Origin of the sequence: Kordia sp. SMS9, assembly GCF_003352465.1 — a bacterium.
Classification (GTDB): domain Bacteria; phylum Bacteroidota; class Bacteroidia; order Flavobacteriales; family Flavobacteriaceae; genus Kordia.
Genome location: NZ_CP031153.1, coordinates 5,203,618 through 5,227,286, shown reverse-complemented (window position 1 = coordinate 5,227,286; position 23,669 = coordinate 5,203,618). Strand labels below are relative to the sequence as shown.

The 23,669-nt window shown below is 33.8% G+C and carries 20 protein-coding genes; 13 read left to right on the top strand and 7 right to left on the bottom strand.

Translation table 11 applies throughout. From position 1 onward, the window contains the following. The 3 genes from prmA (at position 1) to KORDIASMS9_RS22025 (ending at position 2,201) form a co-directional block, all read left to right on the top strand. Positions 1-837: a 50S ribosomal protein L11 methyltransferase gene (gene prmA / locus KORDIASMS9_RS22035; RefSeq protein ID WP_114904925.1), complete on the top strand. Its 837-nt coding sequence runs from the start codon at positions 1-3 to the stop codon at positions 835-837. Between the two features lie 13 nt (positions 838-850). Beyond that, a complete protein-coding gene (locus KORDIASMS9_RS22030) occupies positions 851-1,126 on the top strand; it encodes an ATP-dependent Clp protease adaptor ClpS (protein ID WP_114904924.1) in 276 nt (91 codons plus the stop codon). A 223-nt stretch (positions 1,127-1,349) separates the two neighbouring features. Next, positions 1,350-2,201: a M57 family metalloprotease gene (locus KORDIASMS9_RS22025; RefSeq protein ID WP_114904923.1), complete on the top strand. Its 852-nt coding sequence runs from the start codon at positions 1,350-1,352 to the stop codon at positions 2,199-2,201. A gap of 147 nt (positions 2,202-2,348) precedes the next feature. Here the strand turns inward: KORDIASMS9_RS22025 and KORDIASMS9_RS22020 are convergent, their stop codons facing one another. Further along, positions 2,349-2,567 carry a hypothetical protein gene (locus tag KORDIASMS9_RS22020; RefSeq protein WP_114904922.1) on the bottom strand — a complete coding sequence of 73 codons (219 nt, stop codon included), beginning with the start codon at positions 2,565-2,567 and terminating at the stop codon, positions 2,349-2,351. A gap of 151 nt (positions 2,568-2,718) precedes the next feature. Next, the gene (locus KORDIASMS9_RS22015; protein ID WP_114904921.1) at positions 2,719-4,125 is read right to left on the bottom strand and encodes a rhodanese-like domain-containing protein; all 1,407 of its coding nucleotides are present in this window, start codon (positions 4,123-4,125) and stop codon (positions 2,719-2,721) included. 155 nt (positions 4,126-4,280) lie between these two features. On the opposite strand from KORDIASMS9_RS22015, the gene KORDIASMS9_RS22010 reads away from it, so the two are divergent. Continuing rightward, positions 4,281-5,987 carry a hypothetical protein gene (locus KORDIASMS9_RS22010; RefSeq protein WP_114904920.1) on the top strand — a complete coding sequence of 569 codons (1,707 nt, stop codon included), beginning with the start codon at positions 4,281-4,283 and terminating at the stop codon, positions 5,985-5,987. A gap of 1,566 nt (positions 5,988-7,553) precedes the next feature. Here the strand turns inward: KORDIASMS9_RS22010 and KORDIASMS9_RS22005 are convergent. After that, positions 7,554-9,032, bottom strand: a complete 1,479-nt coding sequence (locus tag KORDIASMS9_RS22005) for a hypothetical protein (protein WP_114904919.1) — start codon at positions 9,030-9,032, stop codon at positions 7,554-7,556. Between the two features lie 201 nt (positions 9,033-9,233). Then, the gene (locus tag KORDIASMS9_RS22000) at positions 9,234-9,743 is read right to left on the bottom strand and encodes an endonuclease V (protein WP_114904918.1); all 510 of its coding nucleotides are present in this window, start codon (positions 9,741-9,743) and stop codon (positions 9,234-9,236) included. Positions 9,744-9,992: 249 nt separating this feature from the next. Between KORDIASMS9_RS22000 and KORDIASMS9_RS21995 the strand changes: the two genes are divergently transcribed. The 5 genes from KORDIASMS9_RS21995 (at position 9,993) to KORDIASMS9_RS21975 (ending at position 13,481) form a co-directional block, all read left to right on the top strand. Continuing rightward, positions 9,993-11,489, top strand: a complete 1,497-nt coding sequence (locus tag KORDIASMS9_RS21995; RefSeq protein ID WP_114904917.1) for a hypothetical protein — start codon at positions 9,993-9,995, stop codon at positions 11,487-11,489. Positions 11,490-11,501: 12 nt separating this feature from the next. Next, positions 11,502-12,056 carry a DUF6705 family protein gene (locus KORDIASMS9_RS21990; RefSeq protein WP_114904916.1) on the top strand — a complete coding sequence of 185 codons (555 nt, stop codon included), beginning with the start codon at positions 11,502-11,504 and terminating at the stop codon, positions 12,054-12,056. Between the two features lie 67 nt (positions 12,057-12,123). Further along, positions 12,124-12,249, top strand: coding sequence for a hypothetical protein (locus KORDIASMS9_RS23960; protein WP_256387003.1), 126 nt, complete (start codon positions 12,124-12,126; stop codon positions 12,247-12,249). Beyond that, positions 12,237-12,665, top strand: a complete 429-nt coding sequence (locus KORDIASMS9_RS21985; protein WP_114904915.1) for a hypothetical protein — start codon at positions 12,237-12,239, stop codon at positions 12,663-12,665. Before KORDIASMS9_RS23960 ends, KORDIASMS9_RS21985 begins: the two co-directional genes overlap by 13 nt. A gap of 447 nt (positions 12,666-13,112) precedes the next feature. Then, complete coding sequence (locus KORDIASMS9_RS21975; RefSeq protein ID WP_240321099.1) at positions 13,113-13,481, top strand: hypothetical protein; 369 nt, start codon at positions 13,113-13,115, stop codon at positions 13,479-13,481. 14 nt (positions 13,482-13,495) lie between these two features. On the opposite strand, the gene KORDIASMS9_RS21970 is transcribed toward KORDIASMS9_RS21975, so the two are convergent. The 3 genes from KORDIASMS9_RS21970 to KORDIASMS9_RS21960 form a co-directional block, all read right to left on the bottom strand. After that, on the bottom strand, positions 13,496-14,827 hold the full coding sequence (locus KORDIASMS9_RS21970; RefSeq protein ID WP_114904913.1) for an alkaline phosphatase: 1,332 nt from the start codon (positions 14,825-14,827) through the stop codon (positions 13,496-13,498). 291 nt (positions 14,828-15,118) lie between these two features. Further along, the gene (locus KORDIASMS9_RS21965; RefSeq protein WP_205318018.1) at positions 15,119-15,295 is read right to left on the bottom strand and encodes a hypothetical protein; all 177 of its coding nucleotides are present in this window, start codon (positions 15,293-15,295) and stop codon (positions 15,119-15,121) included. Between the two features lie 394 nt (positions 15,296-15,689). After that, complete coding sequence (locus KORDIASMS9_RS21960) at positions 15,690-17,555, bottom strand: peptidase domain-containing ABC transporter (protein WP_114904911.1); 1,866 nt, start codon at positions 17,553-17,555, stop codon at positions 15,690-15,692. 441 nt (positions 17,556-17,996) lie between these two features. Here KORDIASMS9_RS21960 and KORDIASMS9_RS21955 point away from each other — a divergent pair, with 441 nt between their 5' ends. The 4 genes from KORDIASMS9_RS21955 (at position 17,997) to KORDIASMS9_RS21940 (ending at position 23,581) form a co-directional block, all read left to right on the top strand. After that, on the top strand, positions 17,997-19,703 hold the full coding sequence (locus KORDIASMS9_RS21955) for an AraC family transcriptional regulator (protein WP_114904910.1): 1,707 nt from the start codon (positions 17,997-17,999) through the stop codon (positions 19,701-19,703). Positions 19,704-19,819: 116 nt separating this feature from the next. After that, entirely contained in the window at positions 19,820-20,014 is a 195-nt protein-coding gene (locus KORDIASMS9_RS21950) for a hypothetical protein (RefSeq protein ID WP_114904909.1), read from the top strand. A 70-nt stretch (positions 20,015-20,084) separates the two neighbouring features. Further along, positions 20,085-22,271 carry a prolyl oligopeptidase family serine peptidase gene (locus tag KORDIASMS9_RS21945; protein WP_114904908.1) on the top strand — a complete coding sequence of 729 codons (2,187 nt, stop codon included), beginning with the start codon at positions 20,085-20,087 and terminating at the stop codon, positions 22,269-22,271. Between the two features lie 179 nt (positions 22,272-22,450). Beyond that, positions 22,451-23,581, top strand: coding sequence for an AraC family transcriptional regulator (locus KORDIASMS9_RS21940; RefSeq protein ID WP_114904907.1), 1,131 nt, complete (start codon positions 22,451-22,453; stop codon positions 23,579-23,581). Positions 23,582-23,669 lie beyond the last annotated feature (88 nt).

The following is a 23,669-nucleotide window of genomic DNA, read 5'->3' as shown; positions in this document are numbered from 1 at the left end:
ATGTCTACAACCTACATAGGATATACCTTTAAAATTTCACCATTGCAACCTGCCACAGAAATACTCATTGCAGAGTTGGGTTTTGCAGGTTTTGAAAGCTTTGTAGAAAATGAAGAAGGTGTCAATGCGTACATTCAAAAAGGCGATTGGCATGAAGCTATTTTAGAAAACATTCAAATTCTGAACAATGCTGAATTTAAGATCAGTTATCAAAAAGAAGAAATAGCGCAAGTCAACTGGAATGAAGAATGGGAAAAGAATTTTGAGCCGATTGAAGTAGACGAAAAATGTGTAGTAAGAGCGCCTTTTCACGAAAAACCAGCGGTGGAATACGATATCATCATTGAACCAAAAATGAGCTTTGGAACAGGTCATCACGAAACCACACACATGATGTTGCAGCACATTCTCAATACCGATGTTACCGATAAAAAAGTGTTAGATATGGGATGCGGAACCGGAGTTTTGGCAATTTTGGCTGAAATGAAAGGCGCAAAACCAATAGACGCAATTGATATTGATAACTGGTGTTATCTAAACTCACTAGAAAATGTAGAACGCAATAACTGTCAACATATTTCTGTGTATGAAGGCGATGTGTCTTTGCTAAAAGATAAAACCTATGATATTATCATTGCAAATATCAACAGAAACATTTTATTGAGCGATATTCATCAATATGCGGCATGTTTACATGCGAACGGAATTTTATTTCTAAGTGGGTTTTACACGGAAGATATTCCGATTATTACAGAGGAATGTGTAAAAAACAAGTTAAAATTTGCAGACAAACTCGAAAAAAATAATTGGGTTTCGTTAAAATTTGTAAATTTGTAGTAAAATATTGAATATGAGTACACAAGAAAAAATTAAGGAAGAATATTTAACCTTAGAAGATGTACAAAAGAACAACGAAATTGTATTATATAACGACGATGTAAATACATTTGATCACGTCATTGAAACACTAATCTATGCTTGTGATCATACTGCTGAACAAGCAGAACAATGTTCTATAATTGTACATTACAAAGGAAAATGTACCGTGAAAACTGGAGAATATGAAGATTTAAAACCAAGATGTAGCAAATTGCTTGAAGCTGGACTTTCCGCTGAAATTATTTAGACACATTTGGTATTACATATAGTAAAAAACTGAAATAGACGCTTTTACGAGCGTCTATTTTTTTTGATGAATATTTAACAAAACACACATAATCTGTTAATTATTTGAATATTCTTAGTGTTTTTAACATTTTATTAGGAATTCTTTAATAAATATTATAGTTTTATCACGTGTTAAAAATCGCTCCAAACAATTATTAACATTAACCGAAAAAACTTCTAAAATGAAAAAATTTAAAAACTTAGCTCTGCTAATGGCACTGGCTATGGGGCTCACTTTTACCTCATGTAGTAAAGACACCGCTAACGTAGTAGACGAGGAGCAAGAAGCACTAGCACCAGTAGGAATTCCACAAGATGCATTTGAAAAAGCACAATCACTTCACTTCAATACATTCGACATGCAAAAAACAATGTTCGAAAAGCCAGGAGGCAAAATGGAGGAAGCATACCTGCTTGAAGGAGACATCATCATGTCACATGATCAATTAATGAGCATGGAAATTGGAGATGGAATTACAAGCAAACAATACCGCACAAATAACTTAGTAAGTCCTGGAGTTATCACCATTATTGGATATACAGCAAACAATTCTAACGGATTATCATCAAAAATGCAAACTGCATTACAATGGGCTGTAAACAACTATAATAGATTGAATTTAAACATCAGCTTTCAATTAACATTCGGAACAAACTGGCAAGATAAAGATATGGTAGTGTATCAAACAAATGGATCTGCAGGTGGATCTGCTGGTTTCCCTTCAGGTGGTAACCCATATAAATTTGTACAACTTTTCTCAGGATTAAACAGTAGTATTTATGATACTAATGTTGTTGAGCATGTAACTACACATGAAATTGGACATTCAGTTGGATTCCGTCATACAGATTGGTTCAGCAGACAAAGTTGTGGACAAAACACAAACGAAGGAAGCGCAGGAGTTGGAGCTATTCATATTCCAGGAACACCAACAGGATATGATGCATCTTCTATAATGGTAGCTTGTTTTAGTTCTTCTGAAGATGGAGAATTTAACAACAACGATATCACCGCATTAAACTTCTTGTACTAAAAATAGCTAGTACAATACTGTAATAAGTGAAAAAAATATACTAAAATTAAACACCACGAGTGATTTTTAACATAGGAAAGGCGCCTAACCAGCGCCTTTTTGCTATTTATAAAATTGATTTAAATAACTGATTGTTTGCCAATTCGACTAATCTACAGTTATTGGACACATGCAAATTTTATCAATCCAACTGTTAGACTCTGGATCATACGTACAAGCTCGCATACTACCTGGCTCACAACAATCTGTTCCTCCTTGACAAGGCGATTCACAAGTAGCAGCTGGGATATATCCACCTTTTAAAGAAGTAAGTTTAGAAACAAATTGCTTGCTTAATTTTAAGTTTTTTAATTCTCTTTTTTTCATAATGTACTTAGTATTAGGTTTGTAGTATTGAATGTACTACTTTTTTAAACCGACACAATCGTACATTTTGTAGTATTTTGTTTTAAAAAGATGCTAAAAAAAAGCCTTTCCAACTAAATGAAAAGGCTTTTTACAATTGGTATGAATACTTTTATAATGTAGACGGACATACAAATTCTGTCAACGGAATAGTTGTTTTTTTAATCGCCGCAAATCCACCTGCAATATCAATTACCTTATGAAATCCGCGTGCTTTTAAAATAGAAGCTGCAATCACAGAACGATAGCCACCTGCACAATGAATATGATATTCGTTTGCAGGATTAATTTCGTTCATCTGTTCATTGATAAAATCCAATGCAAAATGCTGTACGTTTTCAATATGTTTTGCTTTGTATTCGCCATCTTTGCGAACATCTAGTACATTTAATGTATTTTCTTGTAAGCGTATCTCAAATGCTTCTGCGGAAATGGACTCAATACTGGTTGTTTCGCGTCCACTAGCTTTCCAAGCTTCTATTCCGCCTTCTAAATATCCCAGCGTATTGTCATATCCAACTCTTGATAACCGTGTAATTGCTTCCTCAGATTTTCCTTCTGGCACAACCAATACAATCGGTTGTTGCAAATCTTTAATTAGCGCACCAACCCAAGGTGCAAATCCGCCATCAAGTCCAATAAAAATACTATTCGGAATGTGTTCTGTGACAAAATCTTTTCGATTACGAACATCTAAAACCAATGCACTTTCTTCATTGGCAAGTGCTTCAAACATGTCAGGAGTCAACGCTACATCTCCTTTTTCCAATACAGTTTCAAACAAATCGTAGCCAGTTTTATTCAATAGTGCATTTTTGGCAAAATATTGTGGAGGAGGCGCAATTCCATCCAATACTTCTTCTATAAATTCTTCTTTGGTCATGTCTGCGCGTAACGCGTAATTGGTTTGTTTTTGTTCTCCCAAAACGCCCACGGTTTCTTTGCTGAGGTTTTTTCCACAAGCAGAACCCGCGCCATGTGCTGGATACACAATGATATCGTCAGGTAACGTCATAATTTTTGTACGAAGTGAATCGTACAGCATGCCTGCCAAATCTTCTTTTGTTACATCAGACTTAATTGCCAAATCTGGTCGTCCTACATCACCTAAAAATAAGGTATCTCCCGAAAAAATAGCGTGTTCCTTTCCGTTTTCGTCGATTAATACATAGGTAGTAGATTCTAGTGTATGTCCTGGCGTGTGTAATGCTTTTATTTGAATATTCCCTATGGAAAATACTTCGTTATCTTTTGCATTATATATTTCATAATCAGTCGTTGCATTCGGCCCAAAAACGATCGTAGCTCCTGTAGCTTTTGCCAAATCTAAATGACCAGATACAAAATCTGCATGAAAATGCGTTTCAAAAACATATTTGATGTTCACATTATTAGTTTTTGCTTTGTCTATATATGTTTGTGTTTCGCGTAATGGATCAATGATTGCAGCTTCTCCGTTAGACTCTATATAATATGCGCCTTGCGCTAAACAACCTGTATATATTTGTTCAATCTTCATCATAATGAATTTACACTACAAATATAACAAAGAATCCTAATGTAAAAGTTATGCGTGCATTGTATTTTTTTGTTAAAAAATCATTCTTAAATGCACCAAAAATTGACATGAAAAAAGCTTGAAAATACTATATTTACTGACAAATTACTGAAAATATGCCTACGAAAAAGTTTAAAATATGCATTACCATGGCAGGTGCCGTTTCCGCAGGCGCCTTTACTGCTGGCGTAATTGATTACTTATTAGAATCGTTGGATTTATGGGAAAAAGCCAAAGAACGAAATAAGCAATTAGGAAAAAATCATCTTGAATATGACGATTCCATTCCGATGCACGATGTAGAATTGGAAGTATTAAGTGGCGCTTCTGCGGGAGGAATTACAGGAACGTTGACTGTATTGAGTTTGCTAGACAAGAAGCACAAGTTTGTTAATAAAGACAATCCGAAAGGGAAAGATAATCTATTGTATCAGTCTTGGGTAAAAATGGCAGATTCTACTACAGAAACCTCTTTGATGCAATTGTTACATACGAACGATTTGCACACAGAAGAATATCCAGAATCGTTACTAAATGTAGCGCCTATTGAAGCAATTGCCGATCATGCAGTAAAAACAAACTATCAAGTAGCGTTTCCAAAATACGTTTCTAAAAGTTTAGATTTGGTATTAACAACCACGAATTTGCGCGGGTTGAACTTTCATATTGATTTTAAAGATAGCGAAACCGTGATCACCAATCACGGTGGGTTTTTTCGGTATAAAATAGCAAACGAAACGCATCCTCCAGGAATTCCTGAAAAAGATACATCGCTCTATTTTGTGTTAGATTTAAAAGATCAAGAACATGTCAATTATTTAAAAAATGCGACGTTGAGTACTTCAGCATTTCCCATCGGGTTGAAATCGCGTGAAATTAAAATTGCATATGAATATGTAGCGCGGTATCCAAAATATCTGTTTAATAGGAGTGAAGGCATTCGTGTCGATGTAAAGAACGAAGACATTTATACATTCAATTCTGTAGATGGAGGATTAATTAACAACGAACCTTTTGGAATCTGTATGAAAGTGCTTATAGAAAAGAACACAACCATCCGAGAGGACGACAATTACGCGATTATTATGGTGGATCCTTTTCCAAATCAAGATCATGATTTAGATCCGTATGACTCCAAACGCGATATTATTTCAATAGCTAAAGGCATGTTTAAGGCGTTGCGAAATCAAGTGATGTTTAACCAAGACGGAATTTTGGAAGCTTTGTCGTTAAGCAATCGCACAAAATTTTTGGTCGCTCCAAAACGAAAACAGGCTTCTGCGAAAGGTTTTGTTCGTTCCAAAAAAGATTTGGCTTCAACGCCGTTAAGTGGTTTTGGAGGGTTTTTGGACGAATCGTTCCGCGCACATGATTTTCACTTAGGTAGAAAGAACTGTCAATCGTTTTTACGCTACTATTTCGCAGTAGAAAATAAAAATATTAAAAAGCGTTTTGGTTCGGAAGTGACGGAAGCTGCTAAAGAACGTTTTTCATACAGTGACAAAGATGATCTAGAAAAAGTGCCTACATATTTTCCTATTATTCCAGATGTACGTTTGTTACATAGTATCCAAAAAAAATATGATACTAAAAACTATGGTGAAGATGCAAATTTGCCATATCCTGCATATCCAAAATTTGACATGGAAGCTTTTGACAAAACGTATAAAAAGCCTATTAAAAAACGAATCAGAGCCTTGGTAAAATCGCTCACAAAAAGTACATTTTACACGTTTGCTTTTCGTGTATTAGGACAACGAAAAACATACCGCATAGTTCGAAAAACAATCAAGAAAAGTTTGGAAGAAAGTGAACTTTTATAGTGTTTAAGTTTGGGTACCCTACCAATAATAGTGCACATTTGATCACTTGATTTTTAAAAATTAAAAGCAAAAAAAACATTTTTTTATAAAATACGTGCTTACCAAAAGATATAAAAATCACTCCTTTTTTTTATGATTTTCGATTGTTTAGTAATTAAAAATCAGAATGTTATATAGTGTATTCTGTACACGTAATTTATAAATTACGTGTACACTTTCTTTTATGATACAGCGACTTTCTATAGATTTACTGTAGGTTTTTTAGGTTATTTATTCTTCCATAGGAACAAATTTACAATCTCAAATTGTAAGTCCGCTTAAAGAAGAATATATTTCTTATGCAAAAGGAGTGTTGGGGGACACTCCTTTTTGTTTTTCTACGCAAAAAATCAACGCTTATTTTTATTTTTCAACGCTTACAAACTAACTTATGGTTTCTGGGGGAAGTTTTACTACATTAGATCAAGTTTCAATGAGTATTTTTATTGAGGTTTATTATTCTACAAACAGAAAGGAGCGTTGGGGAACGTTCCTTTCGCTTTAGGAATAGTATTAAATTGTAGAAGGTGTAGATGTATTCATAGATGCTTATACCAATTCTACTATAATCTGGAACTAATAATTAATTTGTTTTTCTACTTCTTCTGCGTTATAAATAAAACGATAGCTAAGACTATACTTTGATGTTATGTCTTGAATACGCGAAAATTAATCTTAATACTATACATCGCATTTTATAGTAGAATTGGTATTATTTACTAATTTTGAATGTAAACACAGGTTGTATCCGAGTTAAAATGCATTCGTACACAATAGAATTGTTTAACTGTCTGATTCTCTGATGAAAGTGATGTTGAAATAAGGTTTACCGTTTCAATAAGTCCATTCATCTATACTATCATGATGACTTGTCGACTTTTAAAAGGAAAATGATGCATATCCAAGTATATTTGCCGTAAATATTTAGTATTACGATAATTACAATCTGGTAAATTGTAAAATTTAAAGAACTTTTTGTGCCCCTTAAAGTTCTTTTTTTTTGTTCTAAATTTTCAATAGATTACTTTTTCTTTCCAGTTTGTTAGTTTATCGACGTATTATGACCAATTATCTATATAAAATATTGTATTCATCGACTTTATAACTTTAAAATTCATGACGGAGTTATATTTGTACTATTAATATTTAGTATTGAAATGTTAACAATCTGATAAATTGTTTTAAAAATAAAAAAAGAATCCTTTGCCCTGAGGATTCTTTTTTTATTTGCGATAGTTTTCTTTGACCAAGATTCAAATCTACTAACTTGCCTCAAAATACTTCATACTTCATCATTCTTCCTAAAACATGTAATTTATCCAATAAAATAGATCATTCGTCTAAAGTAATACCTTTATTGATCGACTTTGTAATGGGAATGTTTTTTATACGACTATATTTATATCATAATATTAGTATTACGATATTGTTGACAATCTGATAAATTGTATTAAAAATAAAAAGAGAATCCTTTGCCCTAAGGATTCTCTTTTTACTTGTAGTATTTTAAAAAACTAGATACTGATATTATTTGTCATCTTTCTTAGAAAAAAACGTTTGTTTAAATTCATCCACTTTCATTTTCTTAACTTCTTCCGTAGAACTTCCTTGTTGCTTCTGTAAATACCCATCAAATACGTGACTTATATACAGTGCAGATGTATTAGACGGATCACTGAAACTAGGTGCATTGTGGCATGATAAACAGTTTGTCAAATTACTAGCATCAATGGCTGATAAACTTGGCTCAAAAGTTTGTGTATATGTTTCCATAGAAACATTTGCTGAATTTAAGGAGCCTCTCGCTACAGAACCTGGCGTTGCACTTCCTAATCCATAACCTTTTGTTTTAATAGTGTCAATTTGTTGTGCTGGAGTCAGTCCGTCAGTATTGATCCATATAGAACCATCATACGCATAATTTATCCAAACATCTGTCAGCAAATCAGAAACACACGCATTGATTTCACTTATATGATTATAATTTTCAGGTTCAGGTTGACTTGTGGTCATAAAGTTTTTCGTTGGATCACTTCCTTCAATTCTTGGTACACCATATTCAAAAAGTGTATATTCTTCAGCCGTTGAAACTCCTGTCCATGTAATACCGCTAATGTCAGAAACGCTTCCTTCTTTAAATAGTAGTTTTTGAGTATCTGCACTTGCAGTTCCTTTAGTCCAGTCAAAAGCTGGTGCCATGCTAACATGTTCAAACGTTGCCCAAATAAATTCTGGATGATTTTCAACAACACCAACCACATGCATTCCTAACAAGGCAACCTCAATAGAATTTCCATCTAAAGTCGCTTTGGTGGTGTAATAATTTGCCAATTCAGTTTCTGGGATTACTGCCGTAGAAACCCATGATGTTTTCAATTCAAACGATCCTACAGGAAATGCTTCTGTGTTTGAAGCAGGAATACTTCCATCGCTTAAACCTTTAGCAAAAGTAGTCGCCGCGTTAAACATGGTGTCATTCATATAAATTGCATACAAAACAGTTCCTGCGGTTCCGTTTGCATTAAAATTAGGATTCGTCTCCAAAATAGCAGAAGATCCTGCTTGTTCAGCTTCTGATGTAAATAAAGCGACCGTTGTTCCGCTCGAAACTGTTACAGGTTTCATATACGGATCTACTTGTTTAATACTTGCATCTCTCAAGAAAAAAGGTGTTTTTTCAGCGGTATCATCAGGTACCGTAAGCCATAAGAATTTTTGCCATGACCATTGGTGAAAAATACAATTGGTGGTTTCCTTAGCCGCAAAAGGACTATTAGCTCCTTCTGCTGGTGCTGGTGTTTGTGTATGTGGAAACCAATTGACGTCACAAGCACAAGGAGTATCTGTGGTAGTGGATTCGGCTAAATCGTAATTTACTTGTGCTTTTGCTTTTGTGGAAGTTGTTTCTGAATCTTTTGTCGTGCCATCTTTCTTTTTTTCTTCGCAAGAATTCAAGAATAATAAGGCAACGCATACTAGCGCAGTAGTTTTTAATAAGGTCTTCATTTTACTTAGTTATTAATATGGTTAGGTGTAAGGTGTATTATAATAAGTCAAATTTCTTAAAAAAAGTAGTATGGTTATAGCGTATAAATACTTGTTTTATAGTCGAAACAGACATTATTATGAGCAGAAGTTAAGAAAAATCCTTTTAAGAAGAAAATAAACAGGTAATATAACTATTTGACTTTTAGTTTGAAAATGATTTTAGGAATCCATTGTAGTGCGAGAAATAGAATCTGCCAACTTTAAAACTGTTGGCATGCGATGCGGTCCATGAAGCAGTTGAACCTTCTCTAATACAATGTCTGTGTCAATTCCGATACAAGATACATACAGCGGATTTTCACTTTCGCCACGTTTTATCGGTGTAGCAACTTTTTCTGTGTGAATAAATGATTTCTTCGCAACTCCAATAATCGGTATTTTTTCATCGAGCGCTTCCCAAAGATAACCGCCCAAACCATACTTTTTATCGTTCCCTACAAACACATGTCCATCCACAATGATCGCTTCTAAGGCATTGAGATTGACCTGTTGCAATACTTTCAAAATACATGGCAATTCTCTTTTGTAAAATTCACCAGAAACATACGGTGCAACGTCTTCTACAAGTGCAGTATATATGTGTTTTGGCGTTGCATCTGCCCAATTAAAAACGACGCAAACAGCTTTCGCATAGGTTTCTTTATAGTGAATATCAATGGCAGCAATCATATCGTAAAATTATTAAATTCTAAACGAAAACTGCTAAGTGTGTAGTGGTTTATAAATGTTAGAATCAATATTCGCATAAAATTCTTTTCTCATGAAAAAAAGGAAGTAAAATTCTATTTGTAGGAATATGTCTAAAAAAATCTTACAAAAATTTAACAATGTAAGAAAAATTATATATTTATAGAGTGTTACAATAGTAGCTCCTTCAAACGCTATTACTTTTTGTAACCCAATTAATAAAAAGAATAGATGAAATATCTTTTTAAAAGAAAACCTCTAGTAGTATTCACACTTCTATTGAGTGTGTATGCATGTCAAAATGATGATACAGATCAAAATAATGAGCAAACACCATCACAAGATGTAAACTTTGTGATTCAAATGGAATCGGGTGATCATTTACAAACAATGAATCCTAAGATGTATCAGAAATTAGTTCAAAGGTCAAGCACTGCTAAAAATAGCGAGAACAATGCGTCCTATTCACTAGATTTACAAACGATTCAAATTATAGAACGCAATACGTATACTCAATATACTACTGCTGTTCTTGGTCATAATGAACAAGTCACTTCGCTCATTAATTATGTATTCATCGAATTTGATGATGGTGCAACATATCAATTTTTGATTAAATATCCACGCATTGTTTTAGGTGAAGATGAAACGATTGATCATGCGAACGCTGTCATGGAAGTCATTGATGGCGAGATCGTATTTAACAAAAGTGGTATAGGACAACCACGACCATGTTTGGATGGTGTGCCAGAAATTATTGAGAGTGTACAACAATATATTTGTGTATATACAAAATGTTCGGGAAATTTGAATCATACATGGGGAGAAGAATGTCCTTGTGAATTTACACTGGGTTGCATAAGAGCCACAAGAACTTGTGGATGGGAAACGGTCAATGTATGGGGATGTTCTGGCGGAGGTGTCGTTAGTGGCAATGGTAACGATGGCACTGCTGGTGGTGGCAGTAATGATCCAAACGACACAAACCAAGATGATCCAGTTGTTACGGTACCAATTTTTGATGTGCGTGATGCTAATATTAAAAACAAACTCTTAGAATACAGTAATACAACTCTTATAAAAAATAAACTAGCTGATTTAGGGCAAAAAATATTCAATCCTAATTATCATCTTGAAGATGGAGCCATGTATAAAAGATTAGCCAATGGACAATATACAAATCGTCCACCTGATGTTATAACGGAATTAGGAACAGAGTTTATTCCAGAATTCAAAATCGGTGAAGTGGTATCTTTACACATACATGCACTAAAAGCATGGGATTACAGTGGTGATGTTCCTGTGCTGAAAGAAGTATCGCCTATATTTTCAAAGATTGATGTTCATAAATTTTTAAAGTTTCGTAAATTTAGAGAAGATACTGAAGAAAATATCCCTGGTAATAATGATGATGATATCGTAGCAATACTTGCCAGTAAAACAGGTATTTATGCACTAGCAATAGGCGATGAAGAAAAGATGAGTGAAGCATTGACAGCTTTGGGAAACGATCCTGAATATCACCCGACTCAAAATTGGAATTCCTTCAGAGATCGCTTTAATGATAAAGTATTAGACAACTGTAATGGTGATGACGATTGTATTATTAAGGCATTTGTAGAATTTTTAAAAGATAAACACAAAGAACTAGGCAATCAAACACTAGGTATTCGACTCTATGAAGCTGTTATCAATAATGGTGAAATTACACGATGGAAAAGATTATAAAAAAAATAAAAGATGAAAAAATATATATTAATACTCACTTTATTGGGATTGACAAGCTGTTCAACGGCGCAAGCAATTATCCCAATTGAAAACGAAAAAGGATTTCAAGAGCAAGACGGTATAACTTATTATTACAAAGATGTGAATGGTGAATTGGCTAAGTTTACAGGAACTTGGAAATATGAAACAGCAACGGAAATTTTTGAAATTACATTTTATCTAAAAATAAAAAAAGATAATGGAAGTTCATATGAAGATCAATTGTTAAGTAAATTCAAATACATTCAAAATGGTGTGGAAATTTACAATACCTATCAAGAAATAGATCCACTAAATTTCTTTGGTGGTTTTTTTGTTCAGCCAAATAATACAAATAAAATTAATTTGTCATATCATGAACCTAATGTTGTATATAAATCACGTCGTAAACGGCTCAATTTAGAATATATTCCTGCTACAGGTATAGGACAATCACCAACAGTACTTTGGAAACGTGACGTTTGGCAAGGTTCTCCTGCGCCACCACCTTATCAAGTTCCAAAAATAATGACTTTAGTAAAACAATGATTACTTACTTTATTGGGATTGACAAGCTGTTCCCGATAATCAAAGCCCACAAACATTATACAAAAATTTGGCTTGGCGCGGATTAATGGAAACAGATGCTTGGAATGAATTAACAGCTTCTGAAAAACAAACTATTGAGAATACTATTAATAATTATAAAGCAAATAATCTCAATCAAATATGTACCGAATAAAAATAGTTTTTATTTTATTTTCTATTTCAATCGTTTTCAGTTGTTCCAGACAAGAAAAGAACGATATATATATCTTATTTCAAGATGGTCAATCTATTGATTGTGTTAAACCCAAAACAAATAAAAAAGCAGATACATCTACAATCAACTACCACGGGAAGATGCACAAGTTAGACAATAAAACTTTTTTCTTTTGTCAAGAGCGCTTTATTAAAGTTAACAAACAAAGTACACGGATCACAGTGAAAGATATGAAAAAAATGAATTTTGTAGCGCATTCATATCTTTATCAAGAACATGAAAAGCGAGATATGTTTTCTAAAAAAGATACATTTGGCACAATCTATATTATTGAACAATTAAGTGCAGAAAATTACATGCAACATCAAGTTTATTGGTCGGATAATTTATACTAAATGAAATTAAAACACGTAGTTTCAAAAATAGTACTTATAGCGCTATATTGTTTTCTGCTAAAAACAATACTAGAAGTATGTATTGAATGGAGTCAAATTTTTCCATTGCAGGTATATGCACATACTTGGGGAAACTTTCGATCATCCGTTTCCTATATTTTGTTAGATTTTACCTTTTATTTTTGGATCTATGTCTTGGTTACAGGTTGCTACTACATGATCATTAACAATGTAAAAAAAATTAATTCTTGGACAGGATATTTGTTAGCTACTATCTTTAGCATCGTAATATTATTGTTTTTACATAATTTTCAATTTCCAACAAGACAATATTATTTTCCGTCTAGTACAGGAATAAATTATAAACTGATTGAAGAATTTATAGTGTATACTTGTGCAACGTATTTAATGATTTTTACAGTTCACAAAAGCCAAAAATCGCCCTGATTGGGAAGAAGTAAAAAAAGTTTTAAAAGGAGAATTACCAATTACCAAATTAGGATGCAACAATTAAAATTTAAAAACATGACACTTGAAAGAATAAACAATCTTTTCTATATAGGATTATTAGTATCTTTTTTAATATTTCTATTACCTAGTGAATATAAAATGGCGGTGTATACCCCAAATTTGTTAGGTTGGAGTATGCTTGTTCTTTCTCTGATATCCTTCAGTATATATTTTTGGTTGCTTATTATTGATTTCAAGAAAAAAAATTATAAACGCTTACAAAAAAGAACATTATTTTTAGTAATAATTATAGGTGTTTCTGTTGCCTATTGGTTTTATCAGGCATATTCATTAGGAAATGTATAGTTTCTAGTTAAAAGCTATCTTCTTTTTCTTGGATATCGCAGGTCGTTGGCTTTAATTTCGTAGTCAAATGCTTTGTTTCCATCAGAATCATAAATCGTTAACAAAAGCACACGCTCTCTTCGTTTTCCTGTTACTTCCATAATGCCAAAATTGCGGTTGTAAAATGTTTTTCCTTCCACTTGATGTGTGTTGCCTTCGTCTCTTGCTTGGTGCGTTCCTGCGGTTAGTGGAGAACAGGTAACATCAATCAACGGATAGGCATCTTTACGTTCCATACGAGAAACTTCTGTGTGATGTCGGTCGCCACTAATAAAAAGAACACCTTCAATTTTTGCATCGTGTAAGCGTTTTAATAGTTTGGCATGCTCTGTGGGATAGGTTGCATAATTTTCAAATTTGGCAACATCACTGATCACTTGTCCACCATTAATTACAATTTTAAATGTAGCTCTGCTTTTCGTCAACGCATCAACCAACCAATCTAATTGTTGTGTTCCCAAATAATCTTTATCCGCATTCGGATCTCTGTTGGGCGCTCTGTGATAGCGATTGTCCAACATAAAAAACTCAACATCATTCCATGCAAAATGTTGTGTAACACCACCATTTCCAGCAGCATTGGTGTTTAAATTTCCCCAATAGTCATTAAAAACATGTTCGGTAATTTTCTTATTCACATAACTGCGATCGGCATTGTTTGGACCAAAATCATGATCATCCCAAGTAGCGTAATTATGCACGCTTCCTAATAAAGCCTGCATTTCTGGAGTAGCGCGTGTATGTCTATACCGATGACGAATGCCAGTTTCAGTCATAAAATCAGGTACGCGCAAATACATATTGTCACCAACCCACAACATTAAATCAGGATTTTTTTGTAGAATGGAATTAAAAATTTGATACTGATCGCCATACGGTTTTGGGCGATCGTCTTTCTTTTCATTGATAAAACTACACGAACCCAACGCGATTTTAAAATTCGGCGGATCGGTTCGGAATTGCCACAACGTTTGTGTTTGAAACTCTAGCTTATAATCTCTAGGAACAAAAATATCGTTGATATATACCTTGTACTTGTACGTTTTTCCATAGTCTACTTGGTTCGGAGTCAACTTCGCAATAAAATCACTAGCTTTCGTCGTTTGAACAGTTTCTGTAAACTTTTCTGCTTCATTTTCTGCAAAATAGCCAATTTTCACCGCAGCAGCTTCCGTAGTTTGTACCCAAATCAAGGCTTCTCTAAAGTCTGAATAGCCAACCATGGGACCAGATTGTAGTAAATTTTCCTGTGCAAAGGTCACAAAAGCACATAAAAAGGCGAGAAGTAGTATCAAATTCTTTTTCATACGTGTAGTTTCTATTAGAATGCAAATTTCAGCATAAAAATATACATACGCATTAAATTTGAGTTATAAATTTTCTAACCTAAAAATAAAAGATCACACCATTGATTGAACGGATTATTGTTCTTATTAAAGATACAAGAACGTTTTTTAGGAAAGAAGAAGAATTGGTTGAAACTTTACAACGTATGATTACAACATTTAGAAGGTGTTAAAACCAATATTTGATTCAATTTTGATGGTGCTAGAAGAAAAATAGTACGCAGAGAAATGATTCCTGCGTACCTAAATTTATTAGCATCCTACACATTGTTGTGCAGCTAGTCTTCCGAGCTCTACACAATTCTGAATACATGCATCACGATTAGCTTCTCGTTTGAATGAATTGTAACATTCGTCAACACAGTGGTAAAGGCAAAATTCACCTCCGTAAATAGCACCTTGTTCTTTTTTGTTTAGTGTTTTTCCCAAACTTGAAATTTTTTTTAACATAATAATTTGTTTTATAATTAGTAATCCTTTAAAATACTAGAAATAACAAACAATGAGTTACGGTAATACCGTATTTTTGTATGAAAAATACGTCATACATAACTTTAAATATGTTAAGAAAATTAGTATTATCAGTATGTTGCAAAAAAAAGGCAAAGTGGCGATGTCACTCGAACCACTTTGCCAGCCTAAAAATAATGATAGGTTCCCCTAACCTAAAAATTGAGAGACTACACATTTTGCTACCGTCTAGCATTCCCAGTGAACTAGACTTGAAAATTAAAAACTTAATGAAAAAAATTCCGCAATCTGTGTTCGTCTCTCATCCCATTTAACGTACTAAACTAACTATGTAAATTAAACTTTTTCTTTTTCATGATATGTAGTTTATCGCTTCAGGCGTTTTTACTATTTTTTCCCAAAAATCACTGTAAAAATTGGGTGTTTTTAGCAATGTCTTATGATTGCCGTGTATGTTGGTTTCTCCTTCCTGCATCACATAAATTTCATCCGCAATTTGCTTTAAATGATGTAAGTGATGCGAAATGAATATGATGGTAATTTTTGATTTCAATTGCGCTAACAATTCAAACACAAACAACTCCGTTTTTCGGTCCATCGTTGCAGTGAATTCATCTAAAATTAAGAGTTGTGGTTTTTTATACAGTACTCTAATCAATGCCAATACTTGCTTTTGTCCGTTAGATAATTTTATACCACCTTTTCCAAGAAGTGTAGCGTATCCTTTGGGCAATCGCTGAATAAAATCGTCAAAACCATATTCTGTAATAAACGCATCTACATGTTGAAGCGTATCTTCTTCGCCCAATACAATATTGTCAAAAACCGTGTTTGGAAAAATGGGCACTTCTTGCGGAATCACGCCAATAATATTGCGCCAATCTTTGGTTAACACTTGTTGCAGTGGAATTTCATTATTCACGATAATGTCGCCACTTTCGTGGGAATAAAACTTTTGGATAATTTGTCCCAATGTGCTTTTTCCACAACCACTTTCGCCAACAATGGCAATGCATTGTTTTTTGGAAACTTTAATATTGATATTATTTAGTACGTGTTTCTTCGCGGAAAAACCAAAAGAAACATTCTTAATTTCGAGTGATGTAAATGTTTGGATCGGCGTTTTTCCAGAGTCTTCTTCCGCCAAAGCGGTAAACTCATACATTCTGTCAAAAGCTACTTTGGCTTCGTTGATCGGAATCGCAACCAACGCCAAACTTGCTACAGAAGGCAATAACGAACCTGCAATGCACAAAACGGCAGTCAATTCGCCAATACGCATCACGCCACTGTACACTTGAAACGAAGTGTATACCAAAACGCCCATTAAAAACAACACGCCAAATACACTTGAAAACAACGACAGTCGCACATTAATTTTTCCAAGTTGAAATACTTTATCTTGAAAATCGCCATACATGCGCTGATTCAATTTTTGAAAAACACTTTGTCTATTTGTATTTTTGATGATGGATATATTTTGTAGTGAACTGATATAATTGCTCTCATTATCGGTACAACTGCGCATGATTTCTTTTTGAGCTTTGATGATTTTGGTATTAAAACCATACATCAACAGGAAATAAAACGGTAAAATAATTGCTGCAATCAACCCAATTTGCCAAGAATAGTAAAATAAAAAGCCAAGTGATACAATGGTAATCAGTGTATGAATCACTACGTTTCCAATCACCACTTTAATGACATTTTGAATGCGCTGTGTATCGTTGAATCGAGCGACCAACTCACCAATCTTTCGAGTATCAAAAAACGGTTTTGGCAAACTCAACAACGAACTGTAAAATCGGTCAATAATACGATTGTTCACGTTTTTACTTTGCGAAATCAAAAATTGATTTCGAATCGTAGTAAAATATACCTTTATCAACAATAAAAAAGTGACAATACCAATGCTGAAAACGAGCATTTCGGTATCTTTTGATGGCAGGATCACGTCAATTAATTGTTGTGAAAATACCGCAATGCTCATTCCTAAAACAGCAATACAGATTCCCAAAAGAATACTGTAACTTATAGTTTTGTAATCGGGTTGTATAATATTTAAAAACCATTTTTTGCGTACTTCGTGGCGTTTTTGAAACGTTTCAGAATCTTCATCAATGGTCAACGATTGGATAACTTGGTACAAGATGCCAAATGCTAAAATCAGAATCGCAAGAATCAAAAAATAGATAATATTTTCTTTGTTGAGTTGCATCTTTTGGTAATTAAAAGTTATATAATAATTTGTGTTACCGTAAATTATGCTGATTTTGACAAGTTTGTTGATTCGCTACTAGCTGTCGGTAAAACAACTAGTAGCTCGTTAATCAACAACCATACTTTTAAGAAAGTATTCGTTAATCTAAATAGTCACAAACTGAACATGTCCTAAAGAAATCGGCTAAACTTTAATTCATGTATTTCAGAAGCAACTAATTTAGATCGTAATTAGAAGTTTTGTTATGATAAAAACTTCTTTGCTTTTGAATCGCTTATCGTTTTTGTTATTGTAAATGTAAGTCGAAAGTATGCCTAAAAACAAGAGAAGCTATTCACGATTTATAAATCTTTCATAAATTATTATAAAAAAAATGTAACTTACGTGTGTTAAAAAACTCACCTCAAGTTTTGCATACATATCATACACCAACCATTCATGATTCGTAAAGGAAAATTTATCGGAATATCACTGTTTTTAGTGGTCTTGCAGTTTTTAAGTGCTGTATTGATCGCACAGAATAATATCCCAGAAAGGGTAGTTGATACTGTAAAAAATAATAGCATAGCCGATAAAATTGAAAAGACAAACCTAAAAACTCTAAGCATAGAATTACAGCGTGCAAAACAAACGGAAAACACTTCCGAAATCGCAGAAGCCTATCTTGAATATTCAGATTATTACCTGGGAGATTTGAATGAATTATCACTAAAATACAGTGACAGTATTATATTTCGAACGAAAGATTTAGAAAATAACGAACGGTTTCCCGCCAAAGGATATAATCAAAAAGGAAGGTATTATTATCGATTGGGAAAATACAAATTGGCACTTAATAACTTTACCACTGCGTTAGATCGTGCCAAAGAAAATACCTTATTATATCAAACGATTAATTTGAATATCGGACTGATAAAAAATACAATCAAAAGAAATACCGAGTCTAAAAAAATATTCAGGGAATACGTAAATTTTTTAGAATCTAACGGGTATCAAGCAACAAAAAAATACAACAGAGGATTGTTTGCACTTTCACACGCGTTTACCTACACAGGCGAATTGGATTCGGCTTCCTATTATATCAATAAAGGAATAAAAAGCAGTTTGGCAATAAATGATACAGCTGGATATAACTATTTTGTGTTAAATTCTGGAATTAACTATTACTTAAAAAAAGAATATAAAAAAGCACTTGACAGTTTGTCACGAGCACAAAAACTCTTCGGCAATGACAGAAATGAAATAATTTCCTTAGCGTTTGCACACTTATATCTCGGAAAAACCAATAAAGTTTTAAACCGAAGTAGTATAGAAAACTTTCTAAAAGTGGATTCTATATTAGAAGTAACGGAAGATGTACTTCCCGAATTTTTGGACGTGTATGCAGATATAAACGATTATTACATCGAAAAAAAAGATTTAAAAAATCAACTGCATTACATAAAGAAAGAAAAGAAGTTTCGTAACATTTCTCAAACAAACTATGAAGACTTGGTGAAAAATATTGTCACCAATTACGACAATAAGCTTCTAGAAAAAGAAATGGAAAAAATTATAGCAGAGATCAAATCAAAAGACAATATTATCATCATTGTGCTGTTATCTTTATTGTTAGCTTTTGGCGGTGCGATTTATTATTTTTTCCGAAAACAAGTCATCAATAAAAAACGTTTCCACAAACTATTAGCAGAACAAGAGCAGAAAAAAGAAAGCGAAAAGAAAGTTGTAAAAAAAGTAACAACTGCTGTAGAAAATACGATAAAAGAATTGCCAGAAGATTTGGTAAATGATATTTTGGAGAAGCTCACCAAGTTTGAAACGACGGATAAATTTGTAAAGAAAAAATATACGCTTCCGCAGCTTGCAAAAGAACTCAATACGAACGGAACGTATTTATCAAAAGTCATCAATGAAGTCAAACAAGTAAACTTTGCCAACTACTTGAATCAACTCAGAATTGACTATGCTGTAGCACGAATTACTAGTGATGCACGTTTTAGAGAATACACCATAAAAGCCATTGCAGAAGAGTGCGGATTTAAGACACAACAATCGTTTTCAGCGGCTTTTTATAAAAAAACAGGCATAAAACCGTCGTTTTTTATACGACAATTGAAAAATAAAATTAAAAACTCAAATACTTGATAGTCAGTGTTTTAATGTGTAATTGTTCATTTAAAATTTATAAATATGGTGTAATTCCATTTGCTTTATAGGTGATTAAGTTTTTACATTTGAGTATAACATTAAAACACGAGACCATGAGGAACCAAACCAAATCCCTAAACAAATTGCTATTATCAAAGGTTAAAATAGCAACTGTAAACGAGCAACAAATGATTGTAGGTGGTGATCGTAAAAAACGTGGAACCAACTCCAAAACAGGAGATACAAGACATCAAATTCAAGGAGGACAACTTATAGGACATGTTCAAGATGAATTTGTATTTATGTAAAATCATTTTAGAGTGCTAAAAGTGTGCAAATCCTTTACCAAGATTTGTGCACTTATCAATTCGCAATGCTATGATAAAAAAATTGCTAGGTATCATTTGTATCATTCTGATAAGCTGTACAAAAGAATCTTCGTTCCAACGAACAGTACCAACGAATATTCAAAATAACACTACTGAAACATATCATGGGGAAGAAATTGCAGATCCATTCCGACCGTTGGAAAACATGAAAGATTCCACCATTCTCGATTGGTACAAAAAAGAAGCACAATACGCACAAAACATTTTGCAAAATATCAGTGGACGCGAAAAGTTTCAAACAGAAAACAATGCTTCAAACATTTCCATTTCCGAGCTTACATTTACCAACGACGATCATTATTACTATTTAAAGAAAACTACCCACGAAACTACTGCAAAACTGTATTCCAGACACAAAATAGATGGAAAAGAAATCTTGGTTTTCAATCCAGAAAACTATCAAACAACATCCAACAATACATATTATATCAACTATTTCAACCCAAGTTGGGACAATAGTAACATAGTCATTAGTCTATCCAAAAACGACGAAGAAATCTCAGAAATGATCATTCTCAACACAAAAACCAAAAAAATGCATCCGCAGGTTATCCAAAATGCTTGGCCAGCAGCATTAGGCGGTGTACGATGGCTGGCAGATGATAGCGGTTTTTTCTATGAATACATTCCAGAAACAAATCAAGATGAAGATGAATATCTAAAAAATATTGAAACGGTTTTGTATACGATCGGAAGCAATCCGCAACAGCGAAACGTGTATTTTTCCAAAAAAAACAATCCCGAAATTCAGATGAATTCTGGTGATTTTCCAGAGGTATTTTTGCAAAATCCAACGGACAAATATTTATTTAGTAATGTTTCTGGTGCAAGTGCATATTACGAATATTACGTTACAGAATACCGCAATTTATACAACAAAAAAATTACGTGGAAACCATTATTTACACAAGAAGACAAAGTGCCGTTTTTTTATGTGATTGAAGATGAGGTGTTTTTTATAACTGCCAACAAGGCTTCCAATTTCAAAATATGCAAAACTTCGCTTCAAAACCCAAATGTGCAAAATCCTGAAGTATTAGTAGCGGAAGATCCGCAAGCAACCATTTCTGATTTTGTGATGACGAAACAAGGACTATTCTTTGTGAAAACGAAAAATGGCGTAGCTTCCAAACTGTACAAATTGCAAGAAGGAAACATTCAAGAAATTCCAATTCCAAAACCAGCAGGCGCAATCTATTTGCTTTCCAAAGGACACGATTATGAAGATTTATGGATTGAAATCAGTGGTTGGACGACCCATGAAGTACGCTACAAATACAATGCAGCAGACAATACTTTTGTTGAAGAAAGTCTCTATCCATCCAAAAACAATAAAAATTACGACGATATTATTGTAGAAGAAGTAGAAGTACCATCACATGATGGTGAATTAATTCCACTTTCAATTATCTATCACAAAGACCGACAAAAAAACGGAAACAATCCTGTGCTTATGCGCGGTTATGGAACCTATGCATTTTCGCTCACACCAGAAGTTGATCCGCTGATGATGCAATGGATTGACAAAGGCGGAATTTACGCAGTAACGCATGTACGCGGCGGTGGCGAAAAAGGCGATACATGGCACAAAGCAGGATTCAAAAAAACGAAACCCAATACATGGAAAGATTTTATTGCCTGTACAGAATATCTCATAGATCAAAACTATACAAAACCTGAAAAAATTGCCGCGTGGAGTTCCAGTGCAGGCGGAATTCTCATTGGACGCGCCATTACCGAACGTCCCGATTTATATGCCGCAGCCATTGTACGCGTTGGGAAACTAAACACGTTGCGTTCTGAAAACACGCCCAACGGACTCAACGGCATCAAAGAATACGGAACTGTAAAAGACGCGAACGAATTTGAATATTTACTGGAAATGGACGCGTATCAACACATCAAAAAAGGAGAAAAATATCCTGCTGTATTACTAACGGCAGGAATGAATGATACACGTGTTCCTGCATGGCAACCTGGAAAATTTGCAGCAAAAATGATACAATATAATGGCGCAAATTCGCCAATCATATTCAATGTCGATTTTAAAAGTGGTCATGGTTTTGATGCGAGTTCAGAAAAACGCAGTACGGAATTGCAAGACATGTTGTCCTTTGCATTTTGGCAAACAGGACATAAAGATTTTGCACTAAAAACACACACACTTACAAAATAAAGATGGCTGTTTTTATTTTTCAAAAATAAGAATACGCATATTTTTACTAACTCAATCCAATAGGAAGGTCAGCTGGAAACAGCTGGCTTTTCGCTTTTCAAGAGTTTTCAATGCTTCTCATTTTGTTTCTAGAGAGAATTATCTATCTTGAAGCCAACTAAAACCCTCGAACAACAAACATGGAAATCAGTACTGTCTTTATCGTTCTCTTATTAGCTGTAGGCGCAGTACAAGGTGTGATTTTTGGAAGTATTTTATTCAAATCGAACACACACAACAAAATTGCCAATCGCATTCTAGCGACGATTTTATGCTTGCTTTCGTATCGTTTATTGGTGCAAATTCTCAGACTTTTCGGATTGGGATATTACGACAGTTGGTATTACGTTATGATTGACCTCAGCTGGATTCACGGTGCGTTGTTATATTTCTATGTAAAAGCGCAAACACAACCCAATTTTCGCATCAAAAAGTCCGATTGGATACACTTTTTGCCAGTTATCTTACAGATTGGGATTAGCATTTTTGTGCGCATGCAAAACCTATATTGGGACGGTACACGCGAAAGTTTAACGTGGTTAGGGTATTACGGTTACGTAGTTTGGATGAACAATCCGACGATTTACATTGTAGCAAGTTTGCTAATCATTTTCTATGCATACAAATCACAAAAACTCTTAAACATTGTTGGAGAAAATTTCGAAATCCAAGAAACCAAACTCACGTGGATCAAACGAATCATCCGTTCGTTTCTAATATACTTTACGTTGGTTTTAAGTGTATTACTGGTAGATTTAATCGTGTTTTCATCTTCCAACGAAGGTTCATATTTCTACTTTACGCGTTTTTATTACTATCCGTTTTTTGTAGGAATTGCCATTTTAACCTATTGGATTGGAATGGAAGGTTTCTCCAGAAGAAACGATCCAGAATTAACGCTCAAAAAAGTAATTCCGATAGAAACTTCTGAAAAACTCAAAGAAATTTCCAAACGGCTTGAAGCGGCAATGCAAGAAGACAAACTCTATAAAGATCAAGAACTTTCCGTGCAAAGTCTGGGGAAACAATTAAACATAAAACCGTACTTAATTTCAAAAAGTCTGAGCGAAGTATGTAACAAACGTTTCAATGATTATGTCAACGAATACAGAGTCAAAGAAGTACAATCGTTACTCGCAAACGAAGACAATTCAAAATATACCTTACTAAGTTTGGCAATGGAAGCTGGTTTCAATTCCAAATCCTCGTTCAATCGCGCCATCAAAAAACAACTAGGCATTTCTCCAAGCGAATTAAAATTTCAGAAATAAGGTTTCAATTCCACAATTGACGCTTCAAATTTTCACAAAAAGGGTTTCAATTCGCAAGTTGAAACGATTTGAAGCCTATAAACAACTA